The sequence below is a fragment of the Aeromicrobium sp. YIM 150415 genome, from assembly GCF_016918125.1.
Classification (GTDB): Bacteria; Actinomycetota; Actinomycetes; order Propionibacteriales; family Nocardioidaceae; genus Aeromicrobium; species Aeromicrobium piscarium.
Window position 1 is genome coordinate 1 of sequence record NZ_JAERWM010000012.1, and the last position, 21649, is coordinate 21649.

The 21649-nt window shown below is 69.0% G+C and carries 20 protein-coding genes, 1 tRNA gene and 1 other RNA gene; 9 read left to right on the forward strand and 13 right to left on the reverse strand.

Annotated features, from left to right (window positions below):
- Positions 1–320 precede the first annotated feature (320 nt).
- From JL108_RS09315 to JL108_RS09330, 4 genes are all read right to left on the reverse strand, one after another.
- Positions 321–3992: a CshA/CshB family fibrillar adhesin-related protein gene (locus JL108_RS09315; protein WP_205198042.1), complete on the reverse strand. Its 3672-nt coding sequence runs from the start codon at positions 3990–3992 to the stop codon at positions 321–323.
- A gap of 313 nt (positions 3993–4305) precedes the next feature.
- Positions 4306–5853 (reverse strand): choice-of-anchor G family protein, encoded by a 1548-nt coding sequence (locus tag JL108_RS09320; protein ID WP_205198043.1) that lies wholly within the window; start codon positions 5851–5853, stop codon positions 4306–4308.
- Positions 5854–5944: 91 nt separating this feature from the next.
- Positions 5945–6640: a type 1 glutamine amidotransferase domain-containing protein gene (locus JL108_RS09325; protein WP_205198044.1), complete on the reverse strand. Its 696-nt coding sequence runs from the start codon at positions 6638–6640 to the stop codon at positions 5945–5947.
- A 323-nt stretch (positions 6641–6963) separates the two neighbouring features.
- Positions 6964–7048 (reverse strand) — tRNA-Ser (locus tag JL108_RS09330).
- A gap of 81 nt (positions 7049–7129) precedes the next feature.
- On the opposite strand from JL108_RS09330, the gene ffs reads away from it, so the two are divergent.
- Positions 7130–7226: signal recognition particle sRNA small type (gene ffs, locus JL108_RS09335), an RNA gene on the forward strand.
- On the opposite strand, the gene JL108_RS09340 is transcribed toward ffs, so the two are convergent.
- Positions 7222–7644 carry a GNAT family N-acetyltransferase gene (locus JL108_RS09340; protein ID WP_205198045.1) on the reverse strand — a complete coding sequence of 141 codons (423 nt, stop codon included), beginning with the start codon at positions 7642–7644 and terminating at the stop codon, positions 7222–7224. The two genes, ffs and JL108_RS09340, sit on opposite strands and share 5 nt — an antisense overlap.
- A 60-nt stretch (positions 7645–7704) precedes the next feature.
- On the opposite strand from JL108_RS09340, the gene JL108_RS09345 reads away from it, so the two are divergent.
- Both JL108_RS09345 and JL108_RS09350 read left to right on the forward strand, forming a co-directional pair.
- The gene (locus JL108_RS09345) at positions 7705–8010 is read left to right on the forward strand and encodes a type II toxin-antitoxin system VapB family antitoxin (RefSeq protein WP_087622207.1); all 306 of its coding nucleotides are present in this window, start codon (positions 7705–7707) and stop codon (positions 8008–8010) included.
- Complete coding sequence (locus tag JL108_RS09350; RefSeq protein ID WP_143912798.1) at positions 8007–8537, forward strand: LytR C-terminal domain-containing protein; 531 nt, start codon at positions 8007–8009, stop codon at positions 8535–8537. Before JL108_RS09345 ends, JL108_RS09350 begins: the two co-directional genes overlap by 4 nt.
- Before the next feature lie 179 nt (positions 8538–8716).
- On the opposite strand, the gene aroQ is transcribed toward JL108_RS09350, so the two are convergent.
- The 7 genes from aroQ to JL108_RS09385 form a co-directional block, all read right to left on the reverse strand.
- Positions 8717–9169, reverse strand: a complete 453-nt coding sequence (gene aroQ, locus JL108_RS09355; RefSeq protein WP_205198046.1) for a type II 3-dehydroquinate dehydratase — start codon at positions 9167–9169, stop codon at positions 8717–8719.
- Positions 9170–9326: 157 nt separating this feature from the next.
- A complete protein-coding gene (locus tag JL108_RS09360) occupies positions 9327–10013 on the reverse strand; it encodes an SRPBCC family protein (protein WP_240190871.1) in 687 nt (228 codons plus the stop codon).
- Between the two features lies 1 nt (position 10014).
- On the reverse strand, positions 10015–10869 hold the full coding sequence (locus JL108_RS09365; RefSeq protein WP_205198047.1) for a xanthine dehydrogenase family protein subunit M: 855 nt from the start codon (positions 10867–10869) through the stop codon (positions 10015–10017).
- Positions 10866–13277, reverse strand: a complete 2412-nt coding sequence (locus JL108_RS09370; protein WP_205198048.1) for a xanthine dehydrogenase family protein molybdopterin-binding subunit — start codon at positions 13275–13277, stop codon at positions 10866–10868. Before JL108_RS09370 ends, JL108_RS09365 begins: the two co-directional genes overlap by 4 nt.
- Entirely contained in the window at positions 13274–13741 is a 468-nt protein-coding gene (locus JL108_RS09375; RefSeq protein WP_205198049.1) for a (2Fe-2S)-binding protein, read from the reverse strand. Before JL108_RS09375 ends, JL108_RS09370 begins: the two co-directional genes overlap by 4 nt.
- A gap of 237 nt (positions 13742–13978) precedes the next feature.
- The gene (locus JL108_RS09380) at positions 13979–15223 is read right to left on the reverse strand and encodes a transcriptional regulator (protein ID WP_205198050.1); all 1245 of its coding nucleotides are present in this window, start codon (positions 15221–15223) and stop codon (positions 13979–13981) included.
- Between the two features lie 58 nt (positions 15224–15281).
- Positions 15282–16868, reverse strand: a complete 1587-nt coding sequence (locus JL108_RS09385; RefSeq protein ID WP_205198051.1) for an FAD-binding oxidoreductase — start codon at positions 16866–16868, stop codon at positions 15282–15284.
- Positions 16869–16932: 64 nt separating this feature from the next.
- Between JL108_RS09385 and JL108_RS09390 the strand changes: the two genes are divergently transcribed.
- Positions 16933–17526, forward strand: a complete 594-nt coding sequence (locus JL108_RS09390) for a TetR/AcrR family transcriptional regulator (RefSeq protein ID WP_205198052.1) — start codon at positions 16933–16935, stop codon at positions 17524–17526.
- On the opposite strand, the gene JL108_RS09395 is transcribed toward JL108_RS09390, so the two are convergent.
- Positions 17527–18363, reverse strand: coding sequence for an alpha/beta fold hydrolase (locus JL108_RS09395; protein WP_205198053.1), 837 nt, complete (start codon positions 18361–18363; stop codon positions 17527–17529). It abuts the gene before it with no gap.
- A 57-nt stretch (positions 18364–18420) separates the two neighbouring features.
- On the opposite strand from JL108_RS09395, the gene JL108_RS09400 reads away from it, so the two are divergent.
- The 5 genes from JL108_RS09400 to JL108_RS20465 are packed head-to-tail and all read left to right on the forward strand — an operon-like array spanning position 18421 to position 21628.
- Positions 18421–18894, forward strand: coding sequence for a MarR family winged helix-turn-helix transcriptional regulator (locus tag JL108_RS09400; RefSeq protein ID WP_205198054.1), 474 nt, complete (start codon positions 18421–18423; stop codon positions 18892–18894).
- A 58-nt stretch (positions 18895–18952) separates the two neighbouring features.
- Entirely contained in the window at positions 18953–19327 is a 375-nt protein-coding gene (locus JL108_RS09405; protein ID WP_205198055.1) for a DUF202 domain-containing protein, read from the forward strand.
- A gap of 19 nt (positions 19328–19346) precedes the next feature.
- The gene (locus JL108_RS09410) at positions 19347–19646 is read left to right on the forward strand and encodes a DUF202 domain-containing protein (protein ID WP_205198056.1); all 300 of its coding nucleotides are present in this window, start codon (positions 19347–19349) and stop codon (positions 19644–19646) included.
- A 40-nt stretch (positions 19647–19686) separates the two neighbouring features.
- Positions 19687–20574, forward strand: a complete 888-nt coding sequence (locus JL108_RS09415) for an alpha/beta fold hydrolase (protein ID WP_205198057.1) — start codon at positions 19687–19689, stop codon at positions 20572–20574.
- Between the two features lie 4 nt (positions 20575–20578).
- Positions 20579–21628: a YdcF family protein gene (locus JL108_RS20465; RefSeq protein WP_205198058.1), complete on the forward strand. Its 1050-nt coding sequence runs from the start codon at positions 20579–20581 to the stop codon at positions 21626–21628.
- Positions 21629–21649 lie beyond the last annotated feature (21 nt).

A 21649-nucleotide genomic window follows, 5' to 3' on the forward strand; every position in this document is an offset into this window, starting at 1 on the left:
CCCGCCGCGACCGGACCCGCCCATCACTGACATCGACATCACGCGCAACACCGATCCGTGGTCCCCCATGAACACCCTTGCTGACCTCGATATCCATACCGAAAGCCTGCCGCCACCACCTCGTCGAAGACCCCATCCCCGCCCCAACCGCAAACGCCGCAGACGACAGACCATAACCCTCTAAACACACCAACTCATAGAACCGCCGACGCGTCTGCACCGAATGCCTCACAACAACTCCTCATCAAAGATGTTGCTTCGACCGATTGAGACCGCCGCCTCGAAGTGCGTGATAGCTCACCGCCCGGGCAGGGCCGGGATCAGTGGCGGTTGCGGCGGGCGAGGAGCAGTACCACCAGGCCGAGGACCAGCAGAGCCAGAGCGCCCAGCACCGCGAAAAGACCGACCTGGGTACCGGTACCCGGCAGGTCGTCGCTCTTGTCCGCGGTGGAGATGTCGACCTTCGACCTGTCCGACTCGATCGGCGTGCCGGGCGGCACGATGCCGGTGCCCGTGGCCACATTCGTCAGCGGCTCGCCGGTCAGATCGCGCGCCACGACGGTGTAGGTCGCGGTACAGGTCACCGAGGCACCGGGAGCCAGCGACGCCGCCTCCTCCGGGCAGGTGATCGCCGAGAGCTCGCCGTGGCCGTTGAACTCCTGCTCCTCGACGGAGACATCGGTGAGCGTCACGGTGCCGGTATTGGTCAGCCGGAAGGAATAGGTGACGACCTGGCCCGCCCGCGTGACCCGGTCCGGATCCGCGGTCTTGACCAGATCCAGACCGGCCGTGGGCTCCTGCGTGATCTCGACGCTGTCGGGATCGGAGACCACCGGCTCGCCGCCGGGAGGCGTCCCCTGCGCCGTGGCGGTGTTGTCGATCGCGCCGGCATCGACATCGGCCTGCGTCACCTCGTAGGTGGCCGTACAGGTCACGGACGCACCGGGCGCCAGGGAGGCTGCCCCGCCGGGGCAGACGACGTCCGAGAGCTCACCGGCCCCGGAGAACGCGTCCTCGCTGACCGTCACGTCCTCCAGCGGCACATTGCCGGTGTTGGTGACGCGGAAGGAGTAGGTGATGGTGTCGCCGACGGTCAGACCGTCCTTGTCGGCGGTCTTCTCCAGCGCGATGGCCGGGTTCATGACGCGGACCCGGGCGGAGGACTCGTTCGAGCTCGGGCGGTCCAGCCCGGCCGGCGGCTGGGCGGACGCGACGGCGGTGTTGTCGACGAGCCCGGCAGCGCCGTCCGCCGCGGTCACCTCGTAGCTCGCCGTGCAGTCGACCGAGTCGCCGGGGGCCAACACCACCTGCGGGCAGAGGGTGTCGCTGAGGTCACCGGACCCGGTGAACGCGGTCTCCTCGACCTGCGGGTTCACCACCGAGACATTGCCCTCGTTGGTGACCCGGAAGGTGTACTGGATCTCATCGCCGATCGATGCCTCGGTCGGGTCGGCGGACTTGAGCAGACTCAGCGCCGCGCTCTGCTCCGCGGGGATGACGACCTCACTCGGCGGTGTGACCGTGCGATCGGTCGCCCCGCCGGGTGTGCCGGCGGCCGTCGCCACGTTGTCGAGCTGGCCGGCGTCCAGATCCGCCTGGGTGACCGTATAGGTCGCGGTGCAGGTCATCGGCTGTCCACCGGCGAGAGTCGTGGACGAGCACGTCACGTCCGACAGCTCGCCGGATCCGCTGAAGGCCACCTCGTCGACCGCGACATCGTTCATCGACACATTGCCGGTATTGGTCACCACGAACTCGTAGGTGACCTGTTGGCCGACCTCGGAGTAGGACTCCACCGGCGAGGACTTCGCCAGGGTCAGGCCGCTGGCCCGCGGGATCGTGACGACCGCCGACGAGTCGTTCGACTCCACCGGAGTGGCATTGGTGGTGACGGCGGAGGCACGTGCCGTGTTGTCGACCTGGCCCGTGTCGACATCGGCCTGAGTGAGCGGGTAGCTGGCGGTGCAGTCGACCGATGCCCCCGGCGCCAGCTCGACCTGCGGGCAGGTGATCGCCGGCGCGCCGCCCGAGCCGGTGAACACCGTCTCCGCCACCGACGGATCGGTCAACGTGACATTGCCGCGATTGGTCAGGTGGAAGGTGTACTCGATGACCGTGCCGGCATCGCGGGCCGAGTTCGGCGTGGCGGACTTCTCCAGGCCCAGGACCGGCTCCTCGACGCCGGGGATCTCCTCGTCGGAGTCGCTCGTCACCGGGTCCCCGCCGCCGACCGGGGTCCCGGTGGCCAGCGCGGAGTTGGTGACGCGTCCGGCGTCGATATCCTCCTGCGTCAGCGTATACGTGGCAGTACAGGTCATCGAGCGGTCGGCCGCCAGCCGGGTGTCCGGGCACTCGATGGACGAGAGATCACCCGAGCCGCTGAAGGAGGTCTCCTCCACGGCGACCGGGTCGAGGGGGACATTGCCGGTGTTGGTCACCACGAAGTGATAGGTGATCGGCTGCCCCACTACATAGTCGGCCTCGCTGTGCGGCGTCGCCACCTTGACCAGCTCGATGCCCGGTGCGGGAGTGGTCAGCGGCGTCCGCGTGGACGACTCGTTGGAGGTGACCGAGTCCTCGGTGCCGACGATGTCGCCCGCGGCGGTCGCCGTGTTCACGACCGCGCCGTCCGCCTGATCATCGGCGGTCGCCGTATAGGGCGCGTCGGCCGAGCACGTCACCGAGGCGCCCGGCGCGAGCTCACCGGCCGAGCAGGTGACCGCACCGACCTTGGGGTCGTCGACCGTGACATCCGTGAGCGGCAGCTGGCCGGTGTTGGTGACCTCGAAGGTGTAGCCGATCCGGTCGCCGGCATCGGCGATGCCATTGCCGTTGACGTCCTCGGGATCGCCCGCGATCTTCTGCAGCTGCAGGCTGGTGGGCTTGGTCGAGTTGGTGATCGTGCACGAGACGAAGTCGCCGATGCCGACGTGGACCCCGGCGGAGGCTCCCGCACCCCGTCCGTTCGGGAGAGTCGAATCCGCCTCACCGTTGCGCGTACATGCCCAGCTGATGTCGTACCGGTCCAGAGATCCGCTGGTGGCGGTCTCGGAGAAGGTGAAGGTGGCACCGCGATCGGTGCCGATGATGGTCTGCTCCTCGGTGGTGGCCGACGTGCCGGTCGCACCGGTCGCAGCGTCGTACAGCCGGGCGCCGTCCTCGTCGTCGATGGCGATCTCGAAGGCATCACCACCGAACCGCGAGTCGACCTGCTTGTTCAACTCCACCTGCGACAGCAGCACGCCGAAGGCCACGGCCTGGCGGCCGCCGCCGACCATCCGCTGGCTGAAGGTGTCGGGCGCCTGGCTGGCGACGATCGGCGTGCCGGTCTTGTTGGAGACGCTGTTCGACGAGCAGACGACCTCGCGCGTACCGAGGCCGGTGTACGCCTGGCTGCACGCATTGCCGATGCCGGGATCGGCGCCGTCGGCGGTCAGGGAGTAGATCGGGTTCGAGGAGCGCCAGGTGATCGACTCCCTCGCGTCGGTGCTCTCGGCATCGGCGCCGACCAGGGAGAAGGCATTGGACGGCTCGCCCGAGGGGGTGGTCAGCCGGATATCGCTCAGGACGATGTCCGTAGTGGTGCGGTCGCCGGTCTGGTACAGGGCCGGACGGCCGTCGACTCCCGTGTACGAGCCGTTGCCGAGGTAGGCACCCGAGTAGGTCGGGAAGCCTGCGCCCGCGACCGCGCCACCGGAGGCCTTCACCGTGAAGGTCAGCGTGGAGCCGCCGGGCAGCGCGACGGACATCTCCTGTCCGGCGGGACTCGATGCCTCTGCCGCGTTATAGCCGGAGAAGTCGAGCCAGCACAGCGTGGAGGCATAGCGCCCCGAGCCCTCGTCGGCGGTCGAGCAGGTCGTGGCGGTCGCCGCCGAGGCGGCGGGCGCGACCGCGATCGAGACCAGTCCCGCGGCCACCACCGCGAGGGCGAGGAGCAGAGCCCCGCATGCCGAGAACCAGTGGTTCCGGTGCAGTCGATGGATAGTCCTCACAACCCGACCCCCAGGGAGGCGACGCGATCGTCACCGTTCGAACAGCAGATCCCGATCACCCTAACCCGAAACGGAGGTCGGAGCGCCGATACCAGGCGATGTGGTACGAGACACCTGCGGTGAAGTGCCGGCCGTGGAGACGATGGTCGGGCCATCTCCTGCCTGCTTGACAAAACGCCCACTGTTTCCGGACGAAGGAGCGGGCGGGAACGGCGGTTCTGGCCGCCCCGCGACGGCTCGCCGGGCTTGACGACGCCCGGACATGGCGAAGGGCCGCACACCCCCGAGGTGCGGCCCTTCGCCCGGTGAAGGATCAGCTCAGCGCGAGCGGATCCTCGTCTTCATCGCCTCGACGTCCGACGAGGAGGTAGCCGATGCCCAACAGCACGAGCCCGCCGAAGAAGACCGGAGCGAGCAACTCGGCGCCCGTCCTCGGCAGTAGCCCACCGGGACCGGCTCCGTCGTCGCCGCCGGGTCCGCCATCGCCACCGTCGCAGTCCGTCGTGCACACCGGGACCTGAGTGGCAGCGGTGTCGACGAGGCTGTTGCCGAGCAGCAGATCGGCGAGCTGTCCCTCGTCGCCGGTCACGGCGAGCAGCTTGACCCGCAGTGCCGAGATCGACGCGGCGTGGTCGCTGAGCTGAACGTCCCCGTTGTAGCGGGCGGCGTACTCGTTCGGGACGTTGACGAGGATCTGAGCGATACTCGCGAGCGCCTCAGTGAGCTGATCGAGCGCATTCGCGAGCGGGGAGGCGAGTTGCTCGAGCGCGTTCTCGAGGTTCTCACTGAGCAGACCGAGCGCGTCGGCCAGCGGTCCGGTGAGCTGATCCAGCGGCAGCTCCACGGGCGAGCCGCCGGGGGCGGTGACCGTCACCGTGAGCTGGCCGACCAGGTTCTCGACCGTGGTCACCAGCTGTCCCACCAGCTCGGGAAGCTTCTCGGCGAGCGCCGGGAGGATCGTGTTCAGCAGGTCGGTGTTCTCCGGCAGGTTGTTGAGGTCCATGCCGAGGCTCTTCAGCAGCGTCTCCAGGTCCACGATGATCGAACCCGTGGACAGGTCGAAGGAGATCCCGCTGTCGGTCGTGGCCTCGATGCCCTCGCTGATCGCATTCAGCCCGGACACCTCGATCTTGCCGAGGTCGGGCAGGTCGGCGCAGGCCGTATCGGGAAGCCGCAGGATGCCCAGGAGGGTGCTGCAGAGGGCGGTGCCGCTGATCTCCAGATTCTCGGGGATCTGCGCCTCGCCCGCACCGAGGCCGTTCGAGAGCGCCGCGAGCGCAGGCACCTCGAGCACGAGCCGGGAACCGGCGAGGGAGTAACCGCGCGAGAGCTCGCTGCTGGCGTTCTCATAGCGGGCCTGCGAGGTGACCGCTCCGAGATCGAGACGCAGGTCGGCGATGTACTCGGTCAGCGGCTCGAGCGCCCCACCCGACAAGGCGAGAGTGGCGTTACTGGTCGCGGGCTGCGATCCTCCGCCGACGTGGATGATGCCGTCCTTCGTGACGGCTCCGCTGGCCGCATACGCCAGGCCCGCGGCACCTGTCTGCGCGTACGAGCCCACCGCGCCGATCTCGCTGTCCAGCAGCGTGTCACCGACGGGGACCGTCAGACGGTCGAGGGCCTGCAGCGGGCTCTCGGTGAACTGCTCGCCTCCCTCGGGGAATTGCGAGGAGGCTCCCTTCTCCTCGACCCCGTCGCCGACGATGTTCACCAGCTCGCCGAGGGCGTTCTTGCCGGCCAGGAACTGCGACTCGGCGTACGACGAGTAGGCGACGGCATCGTCTGCCGTTGCGGGGAGCGGCGCGAGGACGAGCGCCGCACCGAGGCTCGCGGCCACCAGGCCGGATCCGAGATACCTCATATGTGTGCCTTTGTACGAGAACGGACTAGTGACCGTCTCAACGACGCGCCCGGCCGAAGGTTACGCATCTCACATCGCGATCCCGGAGGATCTACGCGATCGCCCGGAGCACCGCCACGACCTTCTTCGCCGTCGCCTTGGCCGAACCGGGATTCTGACCGGTCACGAGCGTGCCGTCGACGACCGTGTACGGAGCGAACGGCAGCAGGCCCTTCTCATAGCGGGCACCGCGTTTCCTGGACTCGTCCTCCGCGTTATAGGGCACGAGCTTGTCGACGCGCGCGAGGATCTCCTCACGCCAAGCGAAACCGGTCATCGCACGCCCCGCGATCAGATGAGAGCCGTCGGACAGTCGCGTGTTGAGCAGACCGCAGTAACCGTGGCAGACCGAGGAGACGACCGCCCCGCGCTCGAAGAGCTCGCGCGTGATCCGCTGGAGGCCGTCGCTGTCCGGAAAGTCGTACATCACGGCGTGACCGCCGGTGAAGTAGATGGCATCGTAGTCGGCGGAGTCGACCTCCTCAGGACTCCGCGTGTTCTCCAACAGCGCCATCTTGGCCGGATCGGCGCGCCAGGCCTTCGCGGTCTTGTCGTCATTGGGGAACTTCAAGGACCGCGGTTCCAGCGGGGAGACACCACCGGCCGGACTGACGATCGACTGCTCGTAGCCCTGCTCCTCGAACACCTCCCAGGCATGGGTCAGCTCCGACAGCCACAGGCCGGTGGGATGAGAAGGGTCGTCGTAGTGCCCCACATTGGTCACCACGTGCAGGATGCGCTGGGACATGGATACCTCTCTCGGAAGATCGCCGGGCCGGTTCCAGTGTCGCTCGTTCGGTCAGCGCGCGCCGCGAACGCATCCGCAGCCGCCGGTGCGTGTGCGGCTCCTGATGTATGAGACGAGAAGTTCCCGGCGCCCCGGGCCGTTTCATCAGCTGCCGAACGCCCCCTCAACACCCCGATAACGAAGAAACCAGCGCGACCCTCGAGTTGACGACAGTCGCGCTGGCTTCTTGTGTTGCGGCGGAGGCAAGCCTCCGCCCGCCCACGAACCAACCACACCAGCAAACGACAAGAAGCCGTGCGTTAGCACGGCTTCTTGCGTTGCAGCGGAGGATAGGGGATTCGAACCCCTGAGAGCTTTCACTCAACCCGCTTTCCAAGCGAGCGCACTAGGCCACTATGCGAATCCTCCGCCGACGATCGTACCGGGGCCGGGGCGAGACCCTCGAATCGGCCCCACGGACGCGACTGGATCCCGGCACGTATGATGGGCGTCAGCCCCTCGCGTGGCGGCACATCACCCAACTCCCCCAGGGCAGGAATGCAGCAAGGGTCAGTGGTCCCTGCCGGGTGCGCGAGGGGTCCTTATGTCTCCGGACGCCACACCATCCCGACGCTGGCGGGCGCCGAGGGCACGAATCCGAGCGACTCGTACAGGCGCCGTCCCGGCGCATCGGCCAGCAGCGTCACATAGGCGTCACGCGGAGCCCGGGCGACGATGTCGTCGAGCAGCCACCCCACCACACGACGACCGAGACCGCGGCGCTGGAATCGCGGATCGGTGGCGATATCGGCGAGATGGAAGTACCAGCCGCCGTCGCCGATCGTCCGACCCATCGCGACCGCCTCACCCGAGGCCGCGTCGCGGACATGACAGAACGACCAGCTGCCGGTCAGCACGGCATCCCCTTGGTCAGGTCGTTTGGGCGAGAGCCCGGATGCGGCCCGCAACCGCAGGTACTCCTCCAGCTCCGGAGGTCCCGTCAACAACTCGAGTCCGTCGTCCATGCGGCCATCCTCCCAGCGTGCGTCACACGACCTGCCTGCCCGGTCACCTAGACTGACGGCGTGATCTTCCGACGCGTGGGGGACGGTCGGCCCTACCCCGAACACCACCTGACCCAGAGCGACTGGGCTCAGATCTCGCCGACCCAGGTCCGTCTCGACGATCTCACCACCACCAAGAAGGAACTCGACCTCGCCACGCTCCTGGACGAGGACTCCACCTACTTCGGTGACCTGTTCGCCCACGTCGTGAGTTGGCGCGGCGAGATGTTCCTCGAGGACGGCCTGCACCGCGCACTCCGCGCCGCCCTCCAACAGCGCACCATGCTGCACGCGCGTGTCTACTCCCCCGGAGGCAAGAAGTCGTGAACCGGCTCCAGCAGACCCTCGTCCTCGCGGGCACCGCCGTCGTCTTCGTCGGCGGAGCGGCCCTCGGCACCCAGCTCCTGCTCGCGCCGACCGGGGCGGACTCCGATGACATCGCCACATGCGAGACGCAGGCCATCGCCGTGGGCGATCTGGTGCAGAGCAGCATGATCACCGTCGACATCTTCAATGCCGGTGAGACCGCCGGCCTCGCCAACCGGGTCCGCATCAACCTCGAGGACCGAGGCTTCCTCGGCGGACGGATCGGCAACAGCGGCAGCGACGTCTCGCCCGCCAATGTCGCCATCCTCACCGACAACCAGGAGGATCCGACGGTCCAGCTGGTCGCGAGCCAGTTCAACGGAGATGTCGAGTTCGCCGAACCCGATATCGATACCGAGGATGCCGTGACGGTCATCCTCGGGTCCGGCTACCAGGACCTCCGCGCCGACGCGCCCACCGAGATCGAGGCCGGCCAGGAGACCAGCGTGTGCGTGCCGACCATCGACCTCGAGAACCCCGAGGGCTGAACCCGCTCAGCTCACGAGCGCCGCGGGCGCTCACCCCGCACGTGGGACGAAGGATGTGATTCCGCGGTTGCCCTGACCGCCGTGACATCACATCCTTCGTTCTCACCCACGGGAGGATGTGTTTCTGTGGTTGCCCCGGCAGCCACAGAGTCACATCCTTCGTGCCCCGCCACAGGCAGCTAGGCCGGCGTCGGCGTCTCGCCCATCACGCGGGCGAGGCGACGGATCGCGAACTCGTAGCCCTGGATACCCGCACCGGCGATGACGCAGCTCGCGATACCGGACACGAAGGAATGGTGCCGGAACTCCTCGCGAGCGTGCACATTCGACACATGCACCTCCGCGACCGGCAGTCCGACGCCCGTCAGCGCGTCACGCAGGACCACCGAGGTATGCGTGAGTCCGCCGGGGTTGATGACGATGCCGCCGCAGTCGGTGCGGGCCTCGTGGATCGCGTCGATCAGCGCGCCCTCGTGATTGCTCTGGACGGCACGGAGTTCCAGGCCCTCCTCGGCAGCGACGCGCTCGGCGAGGGCGACGACGTCATCGAGGGTCTCGTGGCCGTAGATCTGCGGCTCGCGCGTCCCGAGCAGGTTCAGATTGGGTCCGTTGACCAGCAGCAGTCGCTTCACGATGTCGGTTCTCCGTTCTGCCCCCGGGCGTCGAGTCGGACGGGCGCGTTGGGAACACCGTAGCCGTCGCGGCCACCGCGGCGCTGGGTCGGTCACGCTCGACGCGGGACCGGTGACGATGCGTTGTGGTCGCCATGACGACCACAACGCATCGTCATCAGTCCCGCCGGAGGCGACGCCAGAGGAGGAACAGGATGACGACGCCGGCGCCGATCGCGAGGGGCTTGCCGTAAGCCTTCACCAAGGCCGGCAGCAGCGTGCTGCCGAGGTCGAGGGGTTCGTCCTCCTGCCCGGCCGAAGCCGACGACGATGTCGCCGTCGATGCCGAGGAGGTCGCCGCCGTCGGCTGGGGGATCTCCTCCGTGTGCTCCGCGTCCTCGACGCTCGCGGCGGCGGCTGGACCGAGCTTGGTCTTTAGACAGTCGACGAACTGATCGAGCAGCTTGTCGCTGACGTCCTGGATCATGCCCCGTCCGAACTGCGCCGGCTTGCCGGTGATCGACAACTCGGTCTCCACCCGCACCCGGGTGCCATCGGGGTCCTCGTTGAGCGTGGCCACGACATCGGCCCCCGCCGTGCCGTTGCCGCGTTTGTCCTTGCCCTTCGCCTCGATCGTCATGCGATGCGCGGTCTCGTCCTTCTCCACGAAGGTCCCCGAGCCGTTGTAGACGAGCGCGATCGGACCGAGCTTGACCTTGACCGAGCCCTCGAAGCCGTTCTCATCGGCTGAGGCGACGGTCGCCCCCGGGAAGCACTGCGCCACGGACTCGATGTCATTGAGGGCCGTCCAGGTCTCGTCGACGGTGGCCGGGACCGTGAACTCATGGGTCAGCTGCATCGCCATCTCAGACCTCCGCCGCCGCCAGCACCGCGCGCCGGGTGAGCACCGCGGCCAGGTGCCGGCGATAGTCGGCATCCCCGTTCAGGTCCGTCGGCGGATTGGTGCCATCGGCCGCGATGGCCGCCGCCTGCCGCACTGCCTCATCGGTAGCGGGCAGCCCGACCAGCGCCTCCTCGACCGCCCTCGCCCGCACCGGAGTCACGTCCATATTGGTCAGCCCGACGCGCGCCTCGGCGATCGTTCCACCATCGGTGCGCACCGCCGCCGCCACCGCGACGATCGGCCACTGATGCGCCACCCGTACGAACTTCTCGTAGTGGGCGCCCCAGCCCGTGTACTTGGGGATCCGCACCTCGACCAGCAGCTCGTCATCGGCCATCGACGTGGTGAAGAAGTCGTCGAAGAAGTCGTCCGCGGCGATCGTGCGGCGACCACCGGGCCCGACGACGAGGAACTCCGCACCGAGCGCGAGCACCGGAGCGCCCAGATCGCCGGCCGGATCAGCATGGGAGAGCGCCCCGCCGAAGGTCCCTCGATGACGCACCTGCGCGTCGGCGAGATGCTCGATGGCCTTGGCGATCAACCCCGCGTGCTCCCGGACCAGTGGATCGCCACTGACCGTGTGATGTGTCGTCGTCGCGCCGATCACGAGGGCGTCTCCGTCATCGCGGATGCCGCGCAGGCCCTCGATACGGCCCACGTCGATGAGCACCTCGGGGGCGTTGAGTCGCATCCGCAGCACCGGGAGCAGGCTCTGCCCCCCGGCGATGATCTTGGCATCGTCACCGTGCTCGGCGAGGGCGGCGACCGCCTCGTCGAGCGTGGTGGGGGCCAGATAGTCGAAGTCGGCGGGAATCATCGTGTCGCTCCTTCCGTCACGCCGGCCGCTTGGATCGCTTTCCACACCCGCTGCGGTGTGCAGGGCATCCGGATGTCGTCCACGCCCAGATGCCGCACCGCGTCGACGACCGCGTTGACCACGGCGGGAGTCGAGGCGATCGTGCCGGCCTCGCCGACGCCCTTGGTGCCGAGCGAGTTGGTCAGCGAGGGCGTCACCGTGTGGCCGAGATCGAAGTCGATCGTGTCGGCCGCGGTCGGCAGCAGATAGTCCACAAAGGAGCCGCTGACCAGCGTGCCGGCATCGTCGTAGACGGCCTCCTCCCAGAGCGCCTGCGCGATGCCCTGGACCAGACCGCCGTGCACCTGTCCGGCGACGATCAGCGGGTTGATCACCGTGCCGACATCGTCGACGCAGGTGTACTTGCGCATCCGGACGGCGCCGGTCTCGGTGTCGACCTCCATCGCGCACAGGTGCGTGCCGTGTGGATAGCTGAAATTGATGGGGTCGTAGGTGGCATCGGAATCCAGCGACGGCTCCATGTCCTCCGGGAGATCGTGTGCGGCGAAGACCGCGGCGGCGATCTCCCCGATCGCCATGCCCTGACCGGTGCCGCGGACGTTGAAGCGGCCGGCGGTGAACTCGATATCGTCGACCGAGGCCTCCAGCAGGTGCGCGGCGACCAGTTTGGCCTTCGCGATCACCTTGTCGGAGGCCCGGACCAACGCTTCGCCGCCGACCACCAGCGACCGGGACCCGTAGGTGTCCAGCCCCTTGGCGGCGATCTGCGTGTCCCCGTGCAGCACCTCGACGGCCTCGAACGGGACCCCGAGCCGGTCGGCGACGATCTGGCTGAACGCCGTCTCGTGGCCCTGCCCGTGGGCCGAGGCCCCGGTGATCACCTCGACCGTCCCCGTGGCGAGCATGCGCACGGAGGCGTGCTCCCAACCGCCGGCACCGTAGTCGAGCGATCCCAGCACCCGCGACGGTGCGAGACCGCACATCTCGGTGAAGGTGGAGATGCCGATGCCGAGCTGGACCGGATCGCCGCTCTCGCGGCGGCGGCGCTGCTCGGCGCGCAACTCGTCGTAGCCGAACTTCTCCTTGGCGAGCTCGGTAGCAGCCTCGTAATTGCCGGAGTCGTATTCCAGGCCGGCGACGGTAGTGAACGGGAACTCCTCGTGCTTGATCCAGTTCTTCTCGCGCACCTCCAGCGGATCGGCACCCAGTTCGGCGGCGAGCTCGTCCATCATCCGTTCGATGCCGAAGGTCGCCTCGGGACGGCCGGCACCACGATAGGCATCGGTCCAGGTCTTGTTGGTGAGCACGGTCTGGCAGGCGAAGTGGTACGCCGGGAACTTGTAGATCGCGTTGAACATGAACGCCCCGAGCACCGGCACGCCACCGCCGACGACGGCGACATAGGCGCCGAGATCGGCGAGCAGCTCGACCTTCAGCCCGGTGACGGTACCGTCCTTCTCGGCGCTGAGCGTGAGCTTCTGCCACTGGTCGCGGCCGTGGTGGCCGGCCACCAGCGATTCGGACCGGGTCTCGGTGTACTTGACCGGCTTGCCGAGCCGGCGGGCCAGCGCCCAGACGACCCACTCCTCCGGCGTGGTCTGCAGCTTGCCGCCGAAGCCGCCGCCGACGTCCGGCGCGATCACCCGGATCTTGGACTCCGGCACACCCGTGGTGGCGGCGAGCGCGAAGCGCACGATGTGCGGGATCTGTGTGGCGGACCACATCGTGAGCTGTTCACCGGTCGGATCGACGACGACCGAGCGCGGCTCCATGAAGGCCGGGATCAACCGCTGCTGCCGGAACTCCCGTTCGACGACGACACCGTCCGTACGGGCCTTGGCGATGGCCTCCTCGACATCGCCACCGGTTCCAGCAGCGGCGGAGTCGAAGATCCAGAGCGCCGACTTATTGGTGCCGAGGTCGGGGTGGGCGAGAGGCCCGCCGGTCTCGTCGGCGGTCGCGGCCTCCTTGAGGTCGAGCGCCGCCGGCAGCTCCTCGTAGTCGACGTCGACGAGCTCGGCGGCGTCGCGTGCCGCCGTCGCCGTCCTGGCGACCACGACCGCGACGATCTCCCCGGCGAAGGCGACGCGGTCAGCCGGCATCGGTGAATGCGCCGGGGTGACCTGCTCGGGCGTGATCGGCCAGGCATTGATGCAGGCGCCCAGCTCCTCACCGAAGTCCGCCCCGGTGAACACGGCGGTCACATTGGGCGAGGACGCCGCCTCGCTGGTGTCGATACCGACGATCCTGGCGTGCGCGAAGGGGCTGCGCACCATCGCCACGTGCAGCATGCCCGGCAACGTGATGTTGTCGGTCCAGCGGGTGCGCCCGGTGATCAGGCGCTGGTCTTCCTTCCGGCGGCGGTCGCGGCCGATCTCAGCGACGGGGGCCTCCTCGACGGCGGTCATGATCGCACCTCCTTCGCCGCGGTACGCACGGCTTGGACGATGTTCTGATAGCCGGTGCAGCGGCACAGATTGCCCTCGAGGCCGATTCGGATCTGCTCCTCGCTGGGGTCTGGATTCTGGGCGAGGAGGTCGACCGACTGCATGATCATGCCCGGCGTGCAGTACCCGCACTGCAGGGCGTGGCACTCGTGGAAGGCGCGCTGCATGGGATGGAGCTCGCCGTCGCTGGCGAGCCCTTCGATGGTGGTGACCTCGCCCCCGTCGGCCTGCACGGCGAGCACATTGCAGGACTTCACGCTCTGCCCGTCGAGGTGGACGGTGCAGGCGCCGCAGTTGCTGGTGTCACAGCCCACCACGGTGCCGGTCTTGCCGAGGGTCTCGCGCAGGTAATGCACCAGCAGGGTGCGGGGGGCGACATCGTCGCTGACCGTGGCTCCGTCGACGGTCATCGTGATCCTGGTCATGGGGCGGCTCCTGAGCGTCGTCAGTGTGATGGACCTCACACTAGGCGCGGGCAGGTTGGCGAACGGTTGGCCAGGGAGCCCTTAGTCACCCGCCCCGTCCACTCACCCGTCCGCCCCCAGGCTCGCGAGTGGTGCGAATTCGCCATGGTGCCGGCGCTTGCCGGGGCGAATCTGCACCACTCGCGGGCAGAATTGCACCACTCGCTGCGCCACCCTGTCGCGGGCCGGGGCGGTCGCTCACCCCAGATGACGTGACCGGGCGACCGCGAGACGGGCCTTCAGCAGGGCGCGACTGGGATGGGGGTCCGAGCCCATGGCCCTCAGCCCCGCCTCGATGACCTCGCTGTCGTGCGGGACGAGCTCGCTGTAGCGCACAACGGCCGCCGGATTCGGATCGGCCAGCAACGCCTCACGTATCGCCACCGCGACGACCTCTCCCAACTCCATCAGCACCGGGGACTCCGTGCCGGGCATCAGGTCGCCGCGATAGGCGTGGACCGCCTCGCTGACCCGCCCGGCCCGGAGCAGATCGAGCACGGTCTCGACATCGGTCTGCACCGGCATCATCAGTCGATAGGGGCGCGATGCCAGCTGTCCGGAGAGGGCACTGCGCAGATGCGAGACCTCGACCTTCAAGGTGGAGAGGGTGACCGCGGCATCGCCGTAGAGCAGGGCATGCAACTGATCGAGGCTCAGGCCGTCGGGGTGGAGCGCGAGCAGGGCGAGGATCTCGGTCTGCCTCCGGCTGAGCAGCAGCCGTGCTCCGTCGAGCCGCACCTCCACCGCGCCGAGCAGCGTGAGATCCAGTCCCGGCTCCCCGAGCTCCGCTTCGTCCGCGGCGGCAGGGGCACCCCGCACGGGGAGCGCCGACTCGACGAGCCGGGCGAGCACCCGCGCCGTGGCGAGACCGATCGGATGGGTCCGGTCCCAGGTCGTCGAGAGATCGACGACCCCGAGCTGCTCCCCCGTGACCGGATCGCGCACCGGGGCCGCCCAGCACACCCAGTTGTGCACCATCGGCGCATAGTGCTCGGCGCTGAAGACCATGCTCGGCACGCCGAGCCGATTGGCCAGATCGAGCGCATTGGTGCCGGCGGATCTGTCGTCCCAGCGACCCGCCGGCACGAAGTTGACGCTCTCGGCCTTGCGCCGCATGACCCGCCCGCCGTACGTCCAGAGGATCCGGCTCTCGGGATCCGTGACGGCGACGACGAGGTCGCCGTCCTCCGCCGTCCGGCGAAGTTCGGCCTCGATCCGCTCGACCGCGGCCTGTAGAGGGGATTCACGCCAGTACGCCAGCGCCTCGCCTTCGTCGGCCAAGGGCGCTTCGCCGATCCGCTCGACATCGGCCTGCTCGGAGCGTCGCCAGCTGCTCAGGATCTCCGGCCGGACCAGGTCTTCGGCGGCATCGCCCTGCTCGACGAAGGACGTCCAGGCGCGCATCGCCCGCACACGCCTCGCCTGAAGCTCCGCCTGCTCCATGGACCAACTCTAGGAGCATTCGCCGCTTCTTCCCAGATGTGACCGGGGTGGACGGTCGTCAGCCGAGGAGAATGCCGGGGTTGAGGATGCCGGCCGGGTCGAGCTCCCGCTTCGCCCCGGACAAAGCCGCCGCGAACAGATCGGGACGCTGGCGGTCGTACCAGGGTCGGTGGTCGCGGCCGACCGCGTGATGGTGCGTGATCGTGCCACCCGCCCTGTTGATCGCCTCACTGACCGCGACCTTGATCTCGTCCCACTGCGCGACCGTGCTACCCCAGGTGCCGGCGGCGTAGACCCCGAAATAGGGTGCCGGACCGTCGGGATAGACGTGCGTGAACCGGCAGGTGACCACGCCAGGCATGCCCAGGGAGCGCATCGCCTCCTCCGCGGCTGCCGTGACGCCCGCGCGCAGCTCGTCGTAGCGCTCCCACGTGCACGCGGTCTCGAAGGTCTCCACGATCATCGACCGCGCCGCCAGCGCATCGCGCTGGTAGGGCATGCGCAGGAAGGCCGAGCGCCAGGCATCCGAGGCTCCGCTGCGAGCCACCTCGTCCGCGCTGTCGGTGTAGCGGGGCTGCTCGGCGAGGACGCCACCCTCGTCCCGGCAAATCTCGACCGCACGCTCCATCCATGGCTCCAGCGGATGATCGGCGGACTCGAAGCCCAGCACGAGGATCGCCGACGAGGCGCCCGCGTTGATCGCCGCCTCGACCGGATCGAGGAAGCGGCAGTTCGCCGGCTGCAGGCCGGACTGGGCGATCGTGCGCACGGCCCGCACGCCGGCATTCTCCTCGGTGAAGGACACGGTGGCAGCAGCACGCCAGCGCGGGCGTTCTCGGATCCGCATCCACGCGCGCGTCACGATGCCGAGCGCTCCCTCGGAGCCGAGGATCAGCCGGTCCGGCGAGGGTCCCGCTCCCGATCCCGGCAGCCGCCGCGACTCCATCGTGCCGCTCGGCGTGACCGTGCGGACGGACTCGACGAGATCGTCGATATGGGTCGGTCCGGTGGCGAAGTGGCCGCCGGCTCGGGTCGCGATCCAGCCGCCGAGGGTCGAGAACTCGAAGGACTGTGGGTAGAAGCGCAGGGTGTATCCGTGTGGTCGCAGCTGCTTCTCGAGCTCGGGACCGAGCGCACCGGCCTCGATCAGCGCCGACTGGCTGGTGGCGTCGACCTCGAGCACTCGCGACATCTCCCGCAGGTCGAGGCTCACCACTCCGGCATCGTGAGCGAAGCGTGGCTCGACGCCGCCGACCACCGACGTGCCCCCGCCGAACGGCACAACCGCGATCCCTCTATCGGTGCACCAATCGAGAACAGCCGCCACGTCGGCCTCACTGCGCGGTCGCACCACCAGATCCGGTACGTGGTCGAATCGTCCGAGCAGCGCTCGGACGACGTCGCGGAAGGCCTGCCCGTGCGCGTGGGACAGCCGGTCGACGTGGTCATCGGAGCAAAGGTGCGCGAGGGTCACCGGAGGCTCGACCCGCGAGGCCGGCACGGCGATGGCGCGCGGATCCGGGGGCTCGTGTGCCGTCAGGTCGGCGCCCGGCAGCAGCTGGCCGACATTCGCCGCCAGAACCTCGGCCTCGGACGGGCTCAGGGCATCCTCCGTCGTGCCCCAGCCCCACCATGAACGCCCCATCACAGCCTCCTGAACTGACGTGCGCGTAAGTTACGTAGGCGTCAGTTCATCGTAGACTGGCCGCATGCGCAAGTCCCCTTCGCCGGCCACCGGCACCAAAGGCGTCCCGAGAGCGGAGCGTGAGGCCGAGATCCTCGATGCCGCGTGCCGGGAGTTCGGCGAGCAGGGCTACGAGCACGGGTCCGTCGCCCGCATCGCCACAGCCTGCGACATCTCGCGCGCCCTGGTGTACGAGTACTTCGGCTCCCGCGACGGACTGCACGAGAGATGCGTCCGGGCGGTCGGCGATCCACTCGTCGCCGCCGTGACCGCGGCGCAGACGAGCCCGGACCCCGGCGGCCGGGCACAGGCGACGATCACGGCGATCCTGGCGCAGCTGGAGGAGCGCCGGTCCGACTGGCATGTCATCTACGATCCGAGCCTCCCTCGCGAGGCGGCCGGATACGAGCCCGCCCAGGGGTACCGCGAGAAGCTCAACCGCCTCGGGGCGGAGGGGGTGCGGGCGGTGAGCGACACCGGCGACGCACTGGATCTCAGCCTGCTCACGCACCTCTGGTACGGCACGGTCAGCTCGACGATCTCCTGGTGGCAGCGGCATCCCGACGAGAGCGCGGCCTCGCTCGCGGACCGATGGCACCGGCTCCATGTCGTCCGCTGACTACCGGCGGAGCAGCTCGACGATCGCACCGGTGAAGGAACCTGGACTCTCCAGATTCGGGTAGTGCGCGCTCCCGGCGATCTCCTGATACTCGCCGTGCCGGACGCCGGCGACCAACCGTGATGCGAGCGCGCGGTGATCCCGGCTGTCCAGTGCTCCCGCGAGGGCGAGCACAGGCACCTCGATCTCGCCGAGCCGGTCCCAGGTCCCCGCGACGGGGGTCGGCGGGGTCGGGGCCACCGGCAGGCCGTCGTCGCCGATGGACACGTGGTGTGCCAGGACCTCCCGCACCATCGTCTCGATCAGCGTCCAGACCTCGGGATCGACATCCTCGGGCCCTCGCTCCGGGCCGTGGGTGAAGCGCATGAAGGCGGCGATCCAGGCCTCGGCATCGCCGGTAGCTTGGGCCGACGACCACTCGGCGAGGATCTCGAGAACCCACGGATCGGTGAACTCGGCCTCACTCGTTCCGGTGCCGCTGACCACCAACGCGGCCACGCGATCGGGATACTCCAGCGCGACATCGACCGCAGTGCCCCCGCCCATCGACACGCCGACGAGGACCGCTCGGTCGATCCCCAGAGCGTCGAGGAGAGCGATCACATCGTCGGCAAGCCGGTAGGTGGCGGAGGCATCCGAGGAGCCGCCGTGGCCCCGAGCGTCGGGAGCGATGACCCGGCGATCGTCGAAGGCGGTCGCCTGGGGCCGCCACATCCGGTGGTCGACCCCGCCACCGTGCAGCAGGACGATCGGCGGAGGGCCGGCCGGCCCGGGCGTCTCGGCATAACTGATGCGCTGGTCGGCCAGGTCCAGAGCGCGGGTGGTCGCGAAGTTCATGACAACCAAGGTGTCATAGTATCGCTCGCCTGACAACCGAGGTGTCACACTGACCACATGAGCGAACCCCTCGCCCCCGATGCCCTGGCCGACCGGCTCACGGACGTGTATGTCGCCCTCGGCCCCGTCTATCGGAAGGTCGCCCGCATCGTCGAACGCGACCAACAGATCATGGGGATGTCCGTCGGAGTCCGGAACGTGCTCGACCAACTTCAGCGCCAGGACGACCTCACCGTGCCGCAGATGGCCCGCGCCCAGGACCTCAGCCGGCAGTTCGTGCAACGAATGGTGAACGACGCCCGGTCCTCCGGCTTCGTCGAGATCGTCGACAACCCCGCCCATCGCCGCTCCTCCCTCGTCCGCCTCACCCCGAACGGCCAACGCGCCATCGACGCCGTCACCGGCCGCGAGCACCACATGATGGGGCAGGTCGGAGGCGACCTCACCGCGGCCGACCTGGACGCGACCCTGCGCGTCCTGCACCACATGCGGGTCGCCCTCGAGGCGATCGAGGCCGACACGCCTACCTGAGGACCTTGGCGATCATGCCCCGGCCCGCGCTGCGCACCGGGCAGCCTAAACTGAGCGGGTGAGTGCTGAGGACCGTCGTGGACGCGTCGCCCGATGGATGCTTCCCGGAGGCACGGAGCCCGATCCGCGGTTCACCCTCGCCAACGAGCGCACCTTCCTGGCCTGGATCCGCACAGCACTCGCCTTCATCGCCGCTGGGGTCGCCCTCGAGGCCTTCGGCGGCGACCTCTTCCACGACGACATCCGCCTGGTGGCGTCCCTCGTCGCGGTGGTGATCGGCCTGATCATCGCCGCGACCTCGCTCTTCCGCTGGCGGCGGGTCGAGTCGAGCCTGCGCCACCACACCCCCCTGCCGTGGCCCGCCCTGTTGCCGCTGCTGGCCCTCGGCACCGCACTCGCCGCCGGTGTCGTGCTCGGCCTGGTACTCGCATGACCTCCCTACGAGCCGAGACATGACCGCCGAGACCCAGCCCGAGCGCACCACCCTGGCGTGGTCACGCACCTCGCTCGCCCTGCTGGTGGTGAGCGCGTTATTCCTGCGGTGGCTGCCATCGGCCGGATGGATCGCGGTCCTGCCGGTGTTGGTCAGCGGACTGTTCGCCCTGACCATCACGACGACCCGCCGCGCCGGGCCGGTCCCGCTGGTCGACACCGCGGCCGATCTGGCGGTGTCCCGCATCCTGCTGACCAGTCTCGCTACCGGGATTCTCGCCCTCACCGCCGCCATCTCGGTCATCATCGCGGCCACCTGAGCGATTTCCCCACCGGCCGGGATGTGACATCATCGATGTCATGGTCGAACCGCCTGCCCTGCGCGATGTCATCCACCGTGACGTGCTCGTCGGCGATGTCCGCCTGCACATCGCCGAGGCCGGCGCGGAGCACGAGGGCCCCGCCCTCGTGCTCGTACACGGCTGGCCCCAGCACTGGTGGATCTGGCGCGACGTCCTCCCACGGCTGGCACAGCGACATCATGTGATCGCGGTGGACCTGCGCGGCCACGGCTGGAGTGAGGCGGTGCCGCCCGAGGACGGGGCCTACGACAAACGCGTCATCGCCCGTGAGCTGCTGGACCTCTGCGAGACGCTCGGCCTGGACCGGCCCGTCCTCGTCGGACACGACTGGGGCGGATGGGTGTCGCTGCTCGCCGCCTCCATCGCGCCCGACCGGGTGCGCGGCGTGGTCGCGACCGCGATCATCGCGCCCTGGGCTCCGATCCCCTGGCGCGACCTGTGGCGCTTCGCCTACCAGCTCGTCGCCGGAGGACCCCTCGGCTATGCCGCCCACCGCCGATTCAAACAGCGTTTCCTGCGCCTGGTCTTCAAACTGGGCGCCGGGGGCGGTCGACGGCTGACCACCGACGAGAAGAAGGTCTATCTCGTCCGCTACCGCGACCCTGCTCGCGCTCGCGCCGGTGTCGCCATGTACCGGCAGTTCCTCCTCAACGAGATGCCCGACCTACGGCGGGGACGTTACGCGAACCGCCCGCCCACGGATCTGCCGGTGCTGCTGCTGCCGGGACGCGACGACGGCGTGCTGACACCGCGACTCGTACGTCGCGCCGAAGGGCCCTCGGTCGAGGTGAGGACGGTCGAGAACGCGGGCCATTGGGTGCCCGAGCAGCGTCCCGACGCGCTGGCCGAGCACGTCGAAGGCTTCGTCGCGGCCCTGGCAGACTGAACGGGTGCCCTGGCTCGGCGTCTGGACCCCTCTCGCGATCGTCATCGTGATCTTCACGGTGAGCGTCGTCCGCGAACCGCGACGCCTGCGACCGGGTCTGTACCTGCTCGTCGCCGTCCAGCTGGCCGTGCTCGCCGTGCTCGGCGACATCCTCGACCTGGCATCGCGGTGGGGTGACGACCTCACCGCCGCCTGGATCCTCTTGGGCCTGCTGCTGCTCGGTGTGGTGACGGTGAGTCTTCTGGGGCTCTTCCTCGTCGCCAATGCCGTCACGATGCTGCGCAGAGAGGGGCGCGGCGCGGCGACCCTGGTGTCACTCGCACTGGGACTCGTGGTCGTCGGCTACGTCGCCCTCGCGATCACCGCCGTGACGGGCGCGGCGCCCCGGGCCATCGCGTGGACCTTCTTCCTCGGCATGCCGATGATGTACCTCGGGTGGGTCTTCTCGGGTTTCCTGCTGTACTCGCTGGTCTACCTGTGGTGGAACAAGCGGTGGGGTGGCCCCATCGACGCGGTGGTCGTGCTCGGCGCCGGACTGCGACGGGGCGAGGAGGTCACCCCGCTGCTCGCCTCCCGGCTGGACCAGGCGCGCGCCGTCGCGGACCGTTCTCGCGCCGCGGGACGCGATCCCGTCATCGTGGTATCGGGCGGGCAGGGTCCCGACGAGCGGATCAGCGAGGCCGACGCGATGGCGCGCTATCTGCGCGACCACGGCGTGCCGGCCGACCGGCTGCTGCGCGAGGACCGTTCGACCACGACCGAGGAGAATCTCGCCTTCTCCGCGCGCGTCCTCGCCGACCGGGCGCCACGGCGCGTGGCCGTGGTGACCAACAACTACCACGCCTTCCGTGCCGCGACCCTCATGCGGCAGGCCGGGCTGCCCGGCTACAGCGTCGGATCTCCGACAGCGCGGTACTTCTGGCCGAGTGCGACGGTCCGGGAGTATCTGGCCCTCTTGCGCGACCATCGGTGGGTCAACGGCATCGTCCTCGGCCTACTCTCGCTGCCGATGCTCTCGTCGATCGGCTACGGCGTGGTCGATCTGCTCCGCTGACACCACTCCGGTCGCGGTAGG

Bases quoted from the DNA above. Each gene is read 5' to 3' on its own strand.
- JL108_RS09320 (WP_205198043.1), bottom strand. From the start codon at position 5,853: ATGAGGTATCTCGGATCCGGCCTGGTGGCCGCGAGCCTCGGTGCGGCG.
- JL108_RS09325 (WP_205198044.1), bottom strand. From the start codon at position 6,640: ATGTCCCAGCGCATCCTGCACGTGGTGACCAATGTGGGGCACTACGAC.
- JL108_RS09340 (WP_205198045.1), bottom strand. From the start codon at position 7,644: ATGGACGACGGACTCGAGTTGTTGACGGGACCTCCGGAGCTGGAGGAG.
- JL108_RS09360 (WP_240190871.1), bottom strand. From the start codon at position 10,013: ATGGCGATGCAGCTGACCCATGAGTTCACGGTCCCGGCCACCGTCGAC.
- JL108_RS09365 (WP_205198047.1), bottom strand. From the start codon at position 10,869: ATGATTCCCGCCGACTTCGACTATCTGGCCCCCACCACGCTCGACGAG.
- JL108_RS09370 (WP_205198048.1), bottom strand. From the start codon at position 13,277: ATGACCGCCGTCGAGGAGGCCCCCGTCGCTGAGATCGGCCGCGACCGC.
- JL108_RS09375 (WP_205198049.1), bottom strand. From the start codon at position 13,741: ATGACCAGGATCACGATGACCGTCGACGGAGCCACGGTCAGCGACGAT.
- JL108_RS09380 (WP_205198050.1), bottom strand. From the start codon at position 15,223: ATGGAGCAGGCGGAGCTTCAGGCGAGGCGTGTGCGGGCGATGCGCGCC.
- JL108_RS09385 (WP_205198051.1), bottom strand. From the start codon at position 16,868: ATGGGGCGTTCATGGTGGGGCTGGGGCACGACGGAGGATGCCCTGAGC.
- JL108_RS09390 (WP_205198052.1), top strand. From the start codon at position 16,933: ATGCGCAAGTCCCCTTCGCCGGCCACCGGCACCAAAGGCGTCCCGAGA.
- JL108_RS09395 (WP_205198053.1), bottom strand. From the start codon at position 18,363: ATGAACTTCGCGACCACCCGCGCTCTGGACCTGGCCGACCAGCGCATC.
- JL108_RS09400 (WP_205198054.1), top strand. From the start codon at position 18,421: ATGAGCGAACCCCTCGCCCCCGATGCCCTGGCCGACCGGCTCACGGAC.
- JL108_RS09410 (WP_205198056.1), top strand. From the start codon at position 19,347: ATGACCGCCGAGACCCAGCCCGAGCGCACCACCCTGGCGTGGTCACGC.
- JL108_RS09415 (WP_205198057.1), top strand. From the start codon at position 19,687: ATGGTCGAACCGCCTGCCCTGCGCGATGTCATCCACCGTGACGTGCTC.